General features: G+C 37.3%; 15 protein-coding genes and 2 pseudogenes. 6 read left to right on the forward strand and 11 right to left on the reverse strand.

Going from position 1 to position 14,736, the window contains the following annotated elements; all coding sequences use genetic code 11:
* Window positions 1–7: 7 nt before the first annotated feature.
* Complete coding sequence (locus tag ACINWC743_RS04795) at window positions 8–1,411, reverse strand: APC family permease (RefSeq protein ID WP_009584549.1); 1,404 nt, start codon at window positions 1,409–1,411, stop codon at window positions 8–10.
* A 51-nt stretch (window positions 1,412–1,462) separates the two neighbouring features.
* Window positions 1,463–2,752 (reverse strand): flavin-containing monooxygenase, encoded by a 1,290-nt coding sequence (locus tag ACINWC743_RS04800; RefSeq protein WP_035300345.1) that lies wholly within the window; start codon window positions 2,750–2,752, stop codon window positions 1,463–1,465.
* A gap of 399 nt (window positions 2,753–3,151) precedes the next feature.
* Between ACINWC743_RS04800 and ACINWC743_RS04805 the strand changes: the two genes are divergently transcribed.
* From ACINWC743_RS04805 to ACINWC743_RS04830, 6 genes are all read left to right on the forward strand, one after another.
* Window positions 3,152–3,565 carry a RidA family protein gene (locus tag ACINWC743_RS04805; RefSeq protein ID WP_009584585.1) on the forward strand — a complete coding sequence of 138 codons (414 nt, stop codon included), beginning with the start codon at window positions 3,152–3,154 and terminating at the stop codon, window positions 3,563–3,565.
* 24 nt (window positions 3,566–3,589) lie between these two features.
* A complete protein-coding gene (locus ACINWC743_RS04810; RefSeq protein ID WP_009584588.1) occupies window positions 3,590–4,261 on the forward strand; it encodes a DUF1028 domain-containing protein in 672 nt (223 codons plus the stop codon).
* 35 nt (window positions 4,262–4,296) lie between these two features.
* Window positions 4,297–5,283: a LysR family transcriptional regulator gene (locus tag ACINWC743_RS04815; protein WP_009584564.1), complete on the forward strand. Its 987-nt coding sequence runs from the start codon at window positions 4,297–4,299 to the stop codon at window positions 5,281–5,283.
* Window positions 5,276–6,418, forward strand: a complete 1,143-nt coding sequence (gene argE / locus ACINWC743_RS04820; RefSeq protein WP_009584560.1) for an acetylornithine deacetylase — start codon at window positions 5,276–5,278, stop codon at window positions 6,416–6,418. Before ACINWC743_RS04815 ends, argE begins: the two co-directional genes overlap by 8 nt.
* A gap of 206 nt (window positions 6,419–6,624) precedes the next feature.
* Window positions 6,625–8,106 carry an aldehyde dehydrogenase gene (locus ACINWC743_RS04825; RefSeq protein ID WP_009584557.1) on the forward strand — a complete coding sequence of 494 codons (1,482 nt, stop codon included), beginning with the start codon at window positions 6,625–6,627 and terminating at the stop codon, window positions 8,104–8,106.
* A gap of 346 nt (window positions 8,107–8,452) precedes the next feature.
* Complete coding sequence (locus tag ACINWC743_RS04830) at window positions 8,453–9,151, forward strand: DUF1826 domain-containing protein (protein ID WP_009584589.1); 699 nt, start codon at window positions 8,453–8,455, stop codon at window positions 9,149–9,151.
* A 36-nt stretch (window positions 9,152–9,187) separates the two neighbouring features.
* Here the strand turns inward: ACINWC743_RS04830 and ACINWC743_RS24760 are convergent, their stop codons facing one another.
* The 9 genes and pseudogenes from ACINWC743_RS24760 to ACINWC743_RS24765 form a co-directional block, all read right to left on the reverse strand.
* The gene (locus ACINWC743_RS24760) at window positions 9,188–9,595 is read right to left on the reverse strand and encodes a VENN motif pre-toxin domain-containing protein (RefSeq protein WP_009584569.1); all 408 of its coding nucleotides are present in this window, start codon (window positions 9,593–9,595) and stop codon (window positions 9,188–9,190) included.
* A gap of 116 nt (window positions 9,596–9,711) precedes the next feature.
* Entirely contained in the window at window positions 9,712–10,086 is a 375-nt protein-coding gene (locus ACINWC743_RS04840) for a hypothetical protein (RefSeq protein WP_009584580.1), read from the reverse strand.
* On the reverse strand, window positions 10,086–10,520 hold the full coding sequence (locus ACINWC743_RS04845) for a cysteine peptidase family C39 domain-containing protein (protein WP_009584567.1): 435 nt from the start codon (window positions 10,518–10,520) through the stop codon (window positions 10,086–10,088). The genes ACINWC743_RS04840 and ACINWC743_RS04845 overlap by 1 nt, the downstream gene beginning before the upstream one ends.
* A 130-nt stretch (window positions 10,521–10,650) precedes the next feature.
* Window positions 10,651–11,100: a hypothetical protein gene (locus tag ACINWC743_RS04850; protein ID WP_009584558.1), complete on the reverse strand. Its 450-nt coding sequence runs from the start codon at window positions 11,098–11,100 to the stop codon at window positions 10,651–10,653.
* Window positions 11,101–11,907: 807 nt separating this feature from the next.
* Window positions 11,908–12,333, reverse strand: a pseudogene (locus tag ACINWC743_RS25250) (VENN motif pre-toxin domain-containing protein); the annotation flags it as partial.
* 101 nt (window positions 12,334–12,434) lie between these two features.
* Entirely contained in the window at window positions 12,435–12,806 is a 372-nt protein-coding gene (locus ACINWC743_RS04860) for a hypothetical protein (protein WP_009584579.1), read from the reverse strand.
* A 92-nt stretch (window positions 12,807–12,898) separates the two neighbouring features.
* Entirely contained in the window at window positions 12,899–13,273 is a 375-nt protein-coding gene (locus ACINWC743_RS04865) for a hypothetical protein (protein WP_009584586.1), read from the reverse strand.
* The gene (locus tag ACINWC743_RS25065; protein ID WP_009584592.1) at window positions 13,273–13,530 is read right to left on the reverse strand and encodes a cysteine peptidase family C39 domain-containing protein; all 258 of its coding nucleotides are present in this window, start codon (window positions 13,528–13,530) and stop codon (window positions 13,273–13,275) included. The genes ACINWC743_RS04865 and ACINWC743_RS25065 overlap by 1 nt, the downstream gene beginning before the upstream one ends.
* Window positions 13,516–14,736, reverse strand: a pseudogene (locus ACINWC743_RS24765) (VENN motif pre-toxin domain-containing protein); the annotation flags it as partial. The gene ACINWC743_RS25065 and the pseudogene ACINWC743_RS24765, both read right to left, overlap by 15 nt.

The raw sequence follows: 14,736 nt of genomic DNA on the forward strand, positions 1-14,736 counted from the left end.
TCAAATTTCATTTCATCAAGCTTTCGATTGATTGAGGATGAAAGAGTTGTTGCTTCATTGCCAATTTGATCCAAAGAATGCTGATGATGGTGGTCAGTCCAATGACAACACCCACCCAAGTAAATATTTTGACTCTCAAATCAGGCGTAGGAACGGCATAGAAAATCGTTAAGACCATCCCAACAATGCCGATGATTTGTAGGAATGGATAAAATGGTGCTTTATAAGGTCGAGACATTTTGGGATAACGTTGACGCAAAACCATGACATTGATATGTGCAATGATGTAAGCGATCAACCAAGAGATACATGCCGCTGTTAACAGAACTTTAATGACTTCGGTTTCACGCTGCGATAACAACATTGGAATCATGATGATGACCGCAACGAAAAGCACACCCACCCATGGCACATTATTTTTCTGATTGACTTGAGCAAATATGGACAAAACTTGTTTATTCAGCGCCATTCCCTGCAACATCCGTGGTAAGGCAGCTAAGGTCGCATTTAGAGTACTTAAGGTTGCAAATAATGCACCAACAGCAATAAACAACAATCCTGTCGGACCAAAGACCGCTGTTGCATATTCAATATGTGGGGTCAAAGAATTGATCAAATGATCTTGAGGTAAAAAGAATAGCGCTCCCAAACCATATAATGAAATCGTGATAAATATCGTGCTAAGCCCGATATACATCGCTCGGGGAATATTTTTACTGGCATTTTTTGATTCCTCGATCATCGGGACCACAAACTCTACCCCGACAAATCCCCAAAATGCTAAAGCAACAAGTGCTACAGTATTGCTATCAAATTTTATGTGGTGATCCACGACTTGAGTATGTGGATAATACCAACCGGTAATTGCAAAAATTCCCAGCAAAAGTAATAAAACAACCATGACAAAAGCCACGATATTCTGAACTTTTGAAAAAATATCAATTTTCAGCAGATTTAAACCGACTGAAATAAATAAAATAATAAAACCGATGCCAAAATAAGGTACATCTAGTTTAAATATCTTTCTAATGACATCATCAATTAAAATCAATTCTGCTGAAACAGCAAACATCGCAACCAAAATATAACCGCAAAATACCGAAAGCATCGCGGGCAAATGCCCAGTTGCTACTAGGCTATAATCACTGATACTGCCACTCTTAGGAACGAGAAGCGCTAACTCTGCAAATGAAGTTGCATAGCTGATCGCTAGAAAAAAACCGATAATCAGTGGGATAAAAAAACTGATCCCACTTAAACCAAATCCTTGCAAAATAATCACCATCACCCCTTGCGAGAGGACCAAGCCAACGGCAATGGCGATTAAATTAAACAAGCTTAGTTTTTTCTCACTCACTGTTTTCGCATGATGAATAAAACTGCGTCCATGCTTATTATTTTGTCCTGTCATCTGCTCCTCCCTCCTAGAGTGAAGATTAAAGATTTGAATTTAAATATTATTTCATGCAGTTTTTTCTTGTTGGATGAATAAATGTCTTTGGGTTTTATCTTGATATTCTAAATATTGACGTTGAATATCGATGTGCCCTGCAATACGTTTGGCATCATGCCATACCCCCCAAATAAAACTTGAACCGCGCCCATATAGATAAGGCAAGCCAACAAAATAAACCCCTGGTTCAGTGGATACACCTAACTTATGATTGGGTTTACCATTCACATCAAAGGCATTTACATCTAACCAATCATAGTCATAGCCAAAACCTGATGCCCAAATAATTGAGCCAATGCTGGCTTGAGTTAAATCCAGCGTTAAGATCGGTTGTTGAATACATTGAGCATCTTTCAAGATATGGCGAGCTTCTGGTTCTTCGGGTAAATCGATACCCGTACGTCGAACATACGCGTCTGCGGCATCTAGAAATTCAAAATATGCCTGATCACTTTCTTGTAAATTCTTTTGCAGATCATCGTGAAAACTTACGTTATCTTGATCAAATTGTTTTGTCATTCCTACAAGCGTGATGCCTTCAATTGCCAATCGTCTAAAATCAATCGATTGCCCCCCATGTGCCCCACTGACCGCCAAGCCTTTTAAAGGTCCTGTATCGGTTTTACTGCTGTCCCATCCGCCCAATACACCTAGCCACCACACATTATCACGTTGCCGATAAACACGAGGTGGTCGCTCATGACGCCCCACAGATAAATAGACTTTTTTGCCAGCACGATTTAATTCATCAGCAATTTGCACACCTGAAGAACCTGCCCCTACAACCAAGACAGCACCATCTGGCATTTGCTCTGGGTTCTTGTATTGATCAGAATGTATCTGGTACAAATCTTGTCTTTTCGGTGCTATCTCAGGAATCATGGCTTTTTGAAATGGTCCTGTTGCCACCACAACCCGATGTGCTTTTAAGGTACCTTGAGATGTTGCAACAATAAATCCTGCCGCTTGCGGATTGGTTTGTACTTTTTTGACTTCTACATGTGTGTAAATAGGCGCATTAAATCGCTTGGCATATTTTTCAAAGTATTCCGCAACTTGATCATGGTGTACAAAACTATCTGGATCTGCATCAAACGCCATATTGGGAAAGCGGTCATGCCAACAAGGTCCATTGGCCACTAAAGAATCCCAACGGCGTGTACGCCAAGCTTCCGCTATTCTATTTTTTTCTAAGACCACATGAGGAATGTTTAATTCTGTCAGATGTTCACTCATTGCCACACCAGCTTGACCTGCACCAATAACCACCGTATCTATTTCTAATTGATCTAAACTCATTTTTAATCCTTGTCGAACTGAGTCATTTATTTTCAACAATTCATTGTTGAATCCACTCCAATGTTGTATTTCCCAGCTGTAACGGGTTGTATATATGCTTTGCTTTATATTTCGCTTTGCAGAAGTGAAATATCGAAAAGAACAAAAACATTGTTTAAGAAAAATATAGGCAGTCGATGAGTAAAGAGAAAATAGGATATCCAAAACAAATGAATCAAGAAAACTGAATCTAAGAACCAAACCAATGAAATTACTCAATAAATTTTAAATATTTTTAAATTTTTATTGCGCTTTAGATTGCTACGGAAAAACTAAATTAATAGAAAGGAAAACACAAATTGTGACTCTAAGCGAAGTCAGCATACTAGATAAATACTTTCATTGACTTAGGACGCAGCTGTGAAACATACCCGTATTCGGACTTTTAATACTCAAAAAACCTATCCAGAACAAAACTTGAACAATGATCTTTGCCAAGCTGTGGTGGCACGTGGTCGCACTGTATTCCTTCGTGGGCAAATTGGGCAAAATCTAGATACATCTGAAAGTGTCGCGCTTGCTGATGTCAAAGGTCAAACTGAACAAGCCATGTTTAACATCGACATGCTTCTCAAAGAAGCAGGAGGTGAGTTGGCTGACATTTGTAAAATCACCGTATATATCGTCGATCCACGTTATCGTGAAGATGTCTATCGTGTCGTAGGTAAATGGCTTAAAGGTGTCTATCCCGTTTCAACTGGAATCGTTGTTTCTGCTTTAGCTCGACCTGAGTGGCTTGTGGAAGTCGATGCGACTGCTGTGATTCCTGATTAAAATAAGCAACGACACGAGAACGTTATGACATTTTCAATTATTGCAAGATGTAGTGAAACAGGACAATTTGGTGCTGCGATCAGTTCATCCTCTCCCGCTGTTGCCGCAAGATGTATTCGTGCCAAAGCTGGTGTCGGGGTTGCAGCAAGTCAAAATATAACCGACCCAAGTTTGGCCAACATTTTACTTGAAATGACCAAATACAATATATCACCACATCGCGCGATCACGGAATTAACTAGAAATACAGATTTCATAGAATATCGACAGTTGAGTTTATTAGATGCCGTGAATGAGCCTTTTGCATTTAGTGGAGAACACACCTTAGGGATTTATGCACAACATATTGGGAAGCATGCAGTATGTGCAGGTAATTTACTCGCAAATGATCAAGTGCCCCATGTTATGCTGAAACAGTTCGAACAAAGTAAAGGTGTTTTAGCAGAACGTTTGCTCAAAGCACTAAAAGCTGGAGAACAGGCTGGTGGGGAAGCTGGAGCAATACATTCTGCTGGTCTTTTAGTTGTTGACAAGTTGGAATGGCCCATCATTGATTTACGCGTAGACTGGTCAGTGCGACCCATTTCCGATCTCATCGAACTATGGCAGATTTATCAACCGCAAATTGATGATTATATATTAAGAGCATTAGATCCAATGCGCGCGCGTAGCTTTGGTGTTCCAGGAAATGAATAAACCTTTTTAGGGTATACAATGGAGGTGTATCCAAAGTGTTAAATCGAATTTCTTTAAGACAAATGGAATACTTTGTTGCAACCGCAGAATGTGGCAGCATCATCATTGCTTCGGAGAAGATACATGTATCCTCTCCATCTATTTCCGCTGCAATTGCACATATTGAAGCCGAATTACAAACTCAACTCTTTATCCGACAACATGCCAAAGGCTTAATCCCAACCACTGTGGGCAAAAGTGTCATGTTGGAATGCAAAAAAATCTTAAATCAAGCATCCAGCCTATACTCTCTTACGGCTGAATTTTCAGGTTCAATTCGTGGACCTTTAAAACTTGGGTGCTTTCCTGCTTTTACACCGATGATTTATGCCGACATCATCAATGGCTTTTCCAATTTATATAAGCAAGTTTCTTTAGATCTCTATGAAGATGATCAACAAGCTCTTCTCAATGCACTGATCCGTAACGATATTGATTTGGCTTTAACCTATGACCTGAATATAGATGCAAATATTATTCATTTTGAACCATTAACCAAGTTACCCCCACATGCACTGGTCAGTGAACAGCATCCCTTAGCTTTATTTCCTGCTGTCACCCTAGAGGAACTCTCAACATATCCCATGATTCTTTTAGATATGCCCTTTAGCAATGAATATTTTTTATCGTTATTTAGCACTAAAAATCTCAAACCCAATGTTGTCCGCTCTTCAAAGAATATTGATGTGGTTCGTTCAATGGTTGCCAATAATATTGGTTATACCATATTAAATGTTCGCCCAAAAAATAATTACAGTCTTGATGGTAAGCGATTGATACGAATACGCATTGCTGAAGAACATCGCCCCATGTATATCGGTATAGCAACCCCTAAAAATGTACCAAAGAATATTGTCGTTGAAGCATTTATTAGTCGTTGTAAAAGCTTTATCTCTGATCAATTTATTTCTGGTATGAGCTCTGCTCATTTCTACGATCCCTATATAAAAAACCAAACACAAAAGGACGCCTCAGATGTCTAACTTATCTAGTATTCAATTGCTTCAAAAACTTATTGAATTCGATACGACATCGCATAAAAGTAATTTAGCGCTAATCTCTTATGTCAAAAATCTACTTGAATCTAAGGGAATCAGTATATTTTTAAATTCAAATGCTGAGCAAACCAAAGCCAACTTATTTGCAACGATTGGACCTAAAGACCGAGCTGGCATCTTATTGTCTGGGCATACGGATGTTGTTCCCGTTGAAGGACAAGCATGGAGTAGTAATCCATTTCAAGCATTGATCAAAGATCATAAAATTTATGGTCGGGGTACTGCGGATATGAAGGGGTTCATCGCCTGTGCAATTCACGCCATGATCAACGCAGTAGACTTGCCTCAATTAAATAAACCACTACATTTATGTCTTTCTTATGATGAAGAAATCGGTTGTATTGGTGTACGCGGTATTCTTGGTTTGCTCTCCGAATTTATTATTCAACCAGAGCTTTGTATCATTGGTGAGCCCACCAGTATGAATATCGCAACAGGTCATAAAGGTAAAGCAGTATTCAAAGCCATATGTCATGGTCAAGAAGGTCACTCTGCTTTAGCACCATTGTATGTCAATGCAATTCATAATGCGCAAAGTTTGATTGAGGCGATTCGCACTACGCAAAAAGAGATCGCGGAAGGTTCTATTTTAGACACGGACTATGATGTACCCTTTAGCACGGTACACATAGGAAAAATACACGGTGGTAAAGCGTTAAATATCGTGCCCAATGAATGTATCTTAGATTATGAGATTCGTAATATTGCTGAACAAACAACAGATGCCATACAAGAAAAAATTTTTAATTATATTGAACAGAGTCCTTCTGCAAAATTTGTCAATATTCAGGAAATCAATCAATACCCCGGACTGAATACATCGACGACCATTCAAGCGGTTAAATTCTTACAATCACTGCTCAAACCCGAAACTGAATTACAGAAAATATCATTTGGTACAGAAGGCGGATTATTTCAACAGCAATTGAATACGGCTGTGTTAGTTTGTGGTCCAGGTTCGATTCAAGTCGCACACAAGCCTGATGAATATATCGAAATTTCTCAGATGGATGAATGTGATGCTTTTTTTGAGCGTTTGCTCAGTTGTATTGCCGCTTAAACATGATGCAGATTGCAAAATTTTATTTCAAAAGGATATAAAGGTTCAACTGTTTTACTAGATGAAGTATTGATACCTATAAGAAAATAGGGATGCCTACTAATTTGTTTTTTCTAAAGCAAAAGCTTATATAAAACGAATTCACAACCTGATCTAAAAATTATACGGTTTATTGTGCCATAACATTAAAATTCTAAGGAAACTCAATGAAACTCAAACAGGATTGGTTCGATCAACTTTCTCAAATTAAACTCCCAAAGTCTTATTTTATAGCAGGACAATATGTTGAGGCTAAACAAACATACCCTGTCACAAACCCTGCCACTGGCGAGTTTTTAGTCAGCATGTCAGCATGTGATGCACAAGAAGTCAATCAAGCTGTGCAACATGCCAGAAATACCTTTCAAAGCGGGGTGTGGTCACGATTAGCTCCACGTGAACGTAAACAGAAACTCAAAAAACTTGCAGAACTGATTCTTGAGCATGCTGAAGAACTTGCCTTACTTGAAAGTCTCAATGTGGGTAAACCGATTCAAGATTCACTCAATGTTGATATTCCCGGTGCAGCATTCTGTTTTGAGTGGTATGCGGAAAGCATCGATAAAATGTATGATGAAATTGCCCCGACCCACCACGATCAGTTGGCGATGATTTGTCGTGAACCCATCGGGGTTGTTGCAGCTGTTGTGCCGTGGAACTTTCCACTGGATTTAGCGAGTTGGAAACTTGCACCTGCATTGGCAACAGGGAATTGCGTGCTGTTAAAGCCTGCTGAACAATCTCCTTTTACTGCACTTAAACTGGCAGAACTTGCCCAACAGGCAGGAATCCCAGATGGTGTTTTGCAAGTCCTTACAGGCTTAGGGCAAGTCACTGGACAAGCCTTAGGACGCCACCCTGATATTGATTGTTTGGTCTTCACAGGCTCGACGGAAACAGCCAAAAAGTTTTTAGTTTATTCAGCTGAATCCAATATGAAGCCTGTTTGGCCTGAAACAGGCGGAAAAAGTGCCAATATTATCTTTGCAGATGCAAATATTGATCAAGCCCTTGATAAAGCGATTTTTGGGGCTTTCTATAATCAAGGTGAAGTGTGTTCTGCAAATTCGCGTATATTATTGGAACGCAGTATTGCACCACAATTTATTCAAAAATTTGTCGAAAAAGCAAAAAATATCAAGATTGGGCATCCACTTGATCCCAATACCCAAATGGGATGCTTAATTGATCGCCAACATGCCAACAATGTACGACTAGCAATTGACCAAGCTAAGTCACAAGGTGCTGAATGTCATAGCATTAGTTTAAATTTAGATGATGATTTAGATCAAGCAAGCTATATTGCGCCAACAATTTTGACTGGCGTTACACCGGAATTTGATATCTTTCACAAAGAGGTTTTTGGTCCAGTGGTGAGCATCACGACCTTTGAAACTCAAGAAGAAGCAATCGAACTTGCTAATCACTCAATCTATGGACTTGCCGCTTCGATCTGGACGCAAGATATCCAAAAAGCCATCATTCTTTCCAAGCAACTTTTAGTTGGGACTGTATCCATCAATACCGTAGATGCTTTAGATGTCTGCACACCTTTCGGTGGATACAAGCAATCTGGCTATGGTCGTGATTTATCGCTACATGCAATCGATAAGTTTACTCAATTAAAGACTACTTGGATTCAACTCTAAGCCATCGTTTTTATATGAATAGATGCGATGCATAGCGCTTAGGTAACATCAGAATGTAAGTATAGCCTGCATGATGCTTTTTCAAATTTAATCTGACAGTTTAATCCAATTATAGTGACTGTCAGATTGATATTTATTTGAAGAATATTAATCAATTAACGATATAAAATTTTAATATAATTGAAAAGAGTTGAGCCTTTTATGATTTTTGTCATGTAAAATTCTTTAAATTATATCCACTATTGCTACAATATCCTACTATAGAGACAGTGTTATAGCTTTTAATCCCCACCTCTAAAACTAAGTTAAAGTCTTCAATCTTGTTTCCCTATTATGATCCATCTCTATGACCCACACCTTTTCAGACCATCCTCAAATTCGCCTTGTTTTTAGTTTTGACGAACTGATCAAAACAGCATTTCAAGGTGATACCAATGCAATGTGTTGGCACAGAAATTTAACGGGCGATTTTAAAGAGATTGTGTCTAAACTCGAGTTAAAAGAAAATATAACAGAAGTGTCTGAGGAAGATCTTCTTGCTTTAAAACTTACTGAACAAGGTGAACTGGCAAGAGAAATTATTTTAAATGATATAAAACAATTAACTCGGCTTGGTGCTTCGCCTACACTAAACCTCATTCAATATTATAAACGTGATGAGGAATTAGATTTCATTTCTACGGATGTTTATTCGTTTCATGTTGACCGCTCTCCGATTGAAACAGATACTTTCTTATGCACTTATCATGGCGCGTCTAGTGATATTCTACTAAACGCTGAGGCTGAGCAAAAAATACTTATTCCAGAAATTCGAGAAAAACTTAAAGCACTCCATGAAGGGTCAGCAGCAGAGTTTGAAAACTTTTTAAAAGACTATTTTTTTGATTTACATTATCAGCCTAAACCCAACGCCTTACCGATTAACTTAGGCTTAGGTCATCTTTGGCGTTTAGCCGTTGATCATCCAACACAGCAAGTTTTGCCTTGTGTTCATCGAGCCCCAGTCGAAAGTGATGGAGAGTATCGCTTGTTGTTGATTTGTTAGGGTTAGCGTGTAGGATCAAGTCGGAACTAATACATATTACCGTGTACTTATCTCTTTACCATCTAAAGTGAAAGATACGTCTGTATTCGCTAAATCTTTAAATATACTGTCAGGGACTTGATCAGATGTTAGCTGATTTGTTGCAACCAAATATTGCAATAAATTATATTTATCATCTTCTTTTGTATAGTATTTAACTTTACCATCATTTTTTGTGGTAATGAGTGAATTATCCTCAACAGCAACCTGCGCAACTTGTCCACTTTGAACTGTACTTGATACATCGCCTGTAGTCGGTCCAACGCCAGAGGCGACTAAACCCGTGATTGCACTGATCATACTCTTTTCATCTGCTGTTAAATCTTTTGCATCCTTACAATATAAGTATTGTGCAAGTTTGGGTACTACCGCTTCCGCTCCTACTGCTGAAAGTCCAACAGTCAATGCATCATTCTAAACGTTTGAATTAAATATCATCGCAGGTTATTAAATTTTCGAATTTTATGAAACAATTATAAACACTCTATACTTTCGCAAGAAGCCTATTAATTTATATAAAACTACATGTTTTTCAACCAGTCTGGTTCTTCCACTTCAGGTACATGACTATATTCTCTATTTTCAACTACTGGAAGCCATCCACTTCCTGATTCGAACATAGACAGGTTTTCAATAATATACAAATCATTCTCAAGCTTAGATATGGTAATTAAGCCATATTTATAATGAAGATACTCTCCTCCAGCACCTGCAGATACTCTTAAATCAATTTCTTTATACTCCCAACCTGTTACAAGACCTGTAACCTGAGGATAAGCGACTAAAAAATCGATTTCAAATTTTTCAGCAATCTTACATAAACACGGTATTTGTGATGTTTTAAGCATATTTTCTGTATGAAGATCGTCTTCGAATTTAGCTTGAACTTGTAACATTATTTAAAATTCCTTGGGATTATAGCCTCGCCAGTAAACGCATTCTTAAAGGTCTCAAGTGGACTAAAATAACTTTTACCATGTGGATCGCGAATTGCTACCACTTTTTGCCCTGCCCTTTCAGTGATACCATCCACTACAACAAAATGTGAGAATTCTTTTGGGTTTTTAGAATCAGTAATTCTTACAATAACTGGGGTACCTTTATCGGTATAGCGACTAATGTCATTGATAGTACGACCATTAAGAAATAAATTTTCAACATTATTCTTACTTAGTAAATTAGAAACTTCTTTCGATAATATTCCTTCTTGAGTTGGTTTAAGCGTAGCAATTAAAGATTCCACATTCACAGGCTTACCCAACGTATCTAAAACCATAGCACATGAATTATGACCACATGTAGGTTCTTTTCCTTCTAAATTTAAGCCCATTAGAGGGAACTCTATCTTTTAGCTCTTTATGCAACAAAGCCTATCACTACTACAAGCATTTAAATTTCCTAAAGTTAAATTAAATAGCTATAGTATGCCCCTAGTTTTAGTTGATCCATTTTAATTAGGACTATTTAATGAATTTTATAATTTCATCAGGAAGATATATTCCTTTATTAGCTACCAAAATTCCATTATCATCAAGTATGAAACTATTTTCACTTTTAGATAATACATAAGCTAATTTATTCATAATTTTTATTGTTTCAGGATCTCTACTTTTTGAACTAATATCATACATATAATAATATAAAACATCATCTTCATTTTTATCAGGAAAGCAACTTAAAATTAATGACTCGCCTAATACTGTATCCTTTAAGTCCTTTAAAGTTGTTTCAATATTATAAATATCAACCCAAATTCTTGCCTTTAGAGTATCTATATATAATTTTTTCTGATCTTCATCAAAAATTAATTTAACATCTGAAATATTATTTTGTTCTAGTTCATTTTTAATAAAATTAAACAAAAAAGTAGATGAAAGATTATTTTTACATGGAATCGAGTACGAAATCATAAAACACCCTTTTTTACTTATTAAAAGTAGATCTATTAATAATTAACCAACCATCTTTTGTGTTAATTGAAACTGATTTTACAGCACCTTCATTTAAGATATTACTGATAGGTGTTCCTGGTTTTATAAAATCATTTAACTGTTTTCGGGTAATGCCTGTTTGGACAGCATCAATATACATTTCTGCTTGATGATATCCTTCTTTTTTCAAAGCAGCATCTGCTTTTAATATATTTCGCTGTATAGCAGTTAAACCATTTCCTGTAAATGTTTTAAGTTGAACAGGTATACCATCGAGCCAACCATCAATAGCAGGATATCTAGCTGTAGGAGTACCTTCAAAAATACCACCTTTCAAATCAATAATACTCTGAGCCTGTTGAATTTCATGTGATTCCATGTGTTGCATATTCACTAATTTACTAGATTTAGGAGCTGGTAATGCTAGAAGTTTCTGCGTTGCAACTTTACCTATTTTTGATTCTAAAGCAATAATGACTTCTTCAGTCAATTTTATTGGACCTGATAATGTTCTAGAGAAACCTAAACTTAACATCGATGCTTTAGCTAACTGCCTTTCATTTGGTGTTATATATTCTCCCGTTAATGGATCATTATCAGCCCCTAAAGCTGCTGCTAATTGACGAACTGTCAAATCGTTTATAATTCCAATCGCCTTCTCACCCATAGTTTTTTCAGGTATTGGAATAATGCAACTCTGACCTTTTGGACAGCTAAATTTAGGCTGACCTTCATCTTTCTTTTTATTTTCAGCTAATTTCTTTTCAATACCCTGACTAATTATTGAAAACTCATTATTTTCAACAGCATTTTGCCCAACCACACCTGCTATCTGCGCATTAAATGCTGAATCTCCTACAGTTCCGCCAACAGCGACTCCGATTGCAGCTGTCAAATCGCGGATGCTAGTTTTAACATCTTCTGGTAAAAGATTAGGATCAAAATCAGCTGTTTTAGGATTTATCGCAGTTTTGCCATCATTGTAACGTCCAGCTAAATAATCCGCCGCTGCTTCACTCGCAACCGCCGCACTGCCTCCTGCTGCTGGGTTACCGCCATTTACAAAGGCAAGCGTTGCTCCCAATATCGCATGGGCAGCCAATTGAGCTACTTTATTCTTGTCTTCGCCATGCCCCAATTGTTGCCCAATGACATTTATACATATGGTGCAAGAGTATTGGCTGCAATCTGTAAGTCAGTTTGCCCACCTAAGAGACTATATTGGGAACGAGGCAATTTATTACATGTTTAATTTTCACAGACATCTTAACTATCAGTTGAAAATAATACAATTTATTACTATTGCCACTCTTCTATTCATCTGGATCTATATCCCATAACTCAGGATTTGGATTAGCATATTGACCATTTTCAATAACTTTGCACCATCCTACACCATTTACAAACATACTTAATCCAATAATATTGAACCTTTTATTATCAATTTGGTCTAAAGTAATTAAGCTTCTTTTATAGTATAAGTAATCTCCTCCAGCCCCAGCAGGAATCCTTTCATTTAAATCATACCAAGACCATTCTAAAACATACCCTGAGACAAGGGGTACTGTCTCAAAAAAATCAATTATAAAATTACTATCTATTTTGACTAAACACGGAATATCAGAACATTCCAACATCATTTCAGAATAAATATTATCAGGAAGCTCTAAATTTAAAATTAACATTTACTTATAATTCCTAGGAACAATTGCTTCACCATTAAAAGATTTTTTATAGGATCAAAATCTCCAGTTGAGACAAAATCATTAACTATTTTTTAATTATTTTTAAGCCAATCTGGCTCTTCAACCTCTACAATATTTGTATATTCTCTACTTTCTATTACCTCAATCCATCCCATTCCCAATACAAAGATTGATAAATTTTCAATTATATATCGATCAGTTTCTTTTTTAGAAATTGAAATTAGCCCATAACTATAATGTGTATATTTTCCCCCCGCACCAGCGGGGACCCTCATATCAATGTCTCTATGATTCCAATCCTCAACCACCCCTATGACTTGAGGATTTGCAACCAAAAACTCAATTTCAAATATCCTAGAGATTTTACACAAACAAGGCATCCTATCTGCTTCTAATATCATTTCTGTATACAAATTATCAGAAAAACTAGCAGTTAACTCTAACATTACTTATAACTCCTAGGAATAACAGCATCCCCTGTGAATGATTTTTTGAAACTATCTAATGGACTCAAATATGACTTCCCATGAGGATCTCTGATTGCTAGAACCTTTTGTCCGTTTCTTACAGTAACCCCATCTACAACCACAAAATGTAAAAAATCTCGACTCTTGTCATCAATTCTAACAATTACAGGAGTACACGCTTGTAGTGCTTGGAAATAATAGTTATTTTTTTGCTTATCTATTTTCTTATCTGCCATTAAAACTCCGAATAAATTATCCTCTTCTACCACATTTTGCGCAACGTTCCCACTCTGAACTGTATTTGATACATCACCTGTAGTCGCTCCAACACCAGAGGCGACTAAACCAGTGATTGCACTGATCGTACTCTTTTCATCTGCCGTTAAATCTTTTGCATCCTTACCATATAAGAAATTAGATAAAACTGGTGCGGCTGCCTCAGCTCCTCCTGCTGAAAGTCAAGCAGTCAATGCATCATTTCCTCCCGCTGCTGCAACTGCTGCACCTAGAACGGTATGGGCTAAAATATGCGCTGTACTTCCTTCTGCATCCTTAGATTTAAAGTATTGACCTATCTCATAACTTGCTACAGGACTTAAGGTTGCTGTCGCAATACTAAGTCCTGAACTTGTTGGCGCTGACAATCCTGTTGATATCGTATCAACCAATACACCTAGTTTTTGATAGTTGGCGACTTTGTCATTGTAAGCATTCAATTGGGTCTGCTCTTGATCACTTAAACTTAAACCCTGTTTTTGTTTGTCTATAATGGATTGATTTTCTTTCTTCGCTTCATCAATCTTCTTATTAATCTCTGCTTTTGCTTCTTGGCGATTTGCATCGAAGTTCTTCGTCACTTCCATCTGCAAGTTAATTTCACTTTGAACCTTATCTTTATCAAAGTTATTTTTCAACGCACCACTGTTTTCTCGGGCTGTATCTGTCGTCACACTGGTCAAGATGTCTGACTTGATCTGTTCAGCGGTTTTACCTGTTAATGCTTGCTGACCTTGTTCATCTCGAATGGTGATATTTGACGTATTGATACCGCTCTTGGTCACACTACTGTCTTTATCACTGTCTAAACCAAAACCGATCGACTTACTTACACCTGTAGTCGTGGATGCATGTTGATCAATTTTGTTTGGTGTAGAAAGTACAGTATCAGGCGTTTTGCCACCTTTTTCATCACTTTTGCCTGCATTAAACCCTGCACTCAAGCTAATACCTTTGGCATCATACTCACTGACATTACGAATATCTGAATGCGTCAATGTGCCTGTATCTAAACTATTTTTCTTTAAGTTTTCAGCAGTCTGTGTCGAAGTAATGATCGCTCCTTTCAAATCAGTATTATTCTTCACCTTGATCTGATAACCATCATCTCCAGCGAAAACTCCTGACTGTTCGTTTACCGACGCATAATTGGCATTTACATTGGA

This window comes from Acinetobacter sp. WC-743, assembly GCF_000335555.1.
Classification (GTDB): domain Bacteria; phylum Pseudomonadota; class Gammaproteobacteria; order Pseudomonadales; family Moraxellaceae; genus Acinetobacter; species Acinetobacter bereziniae.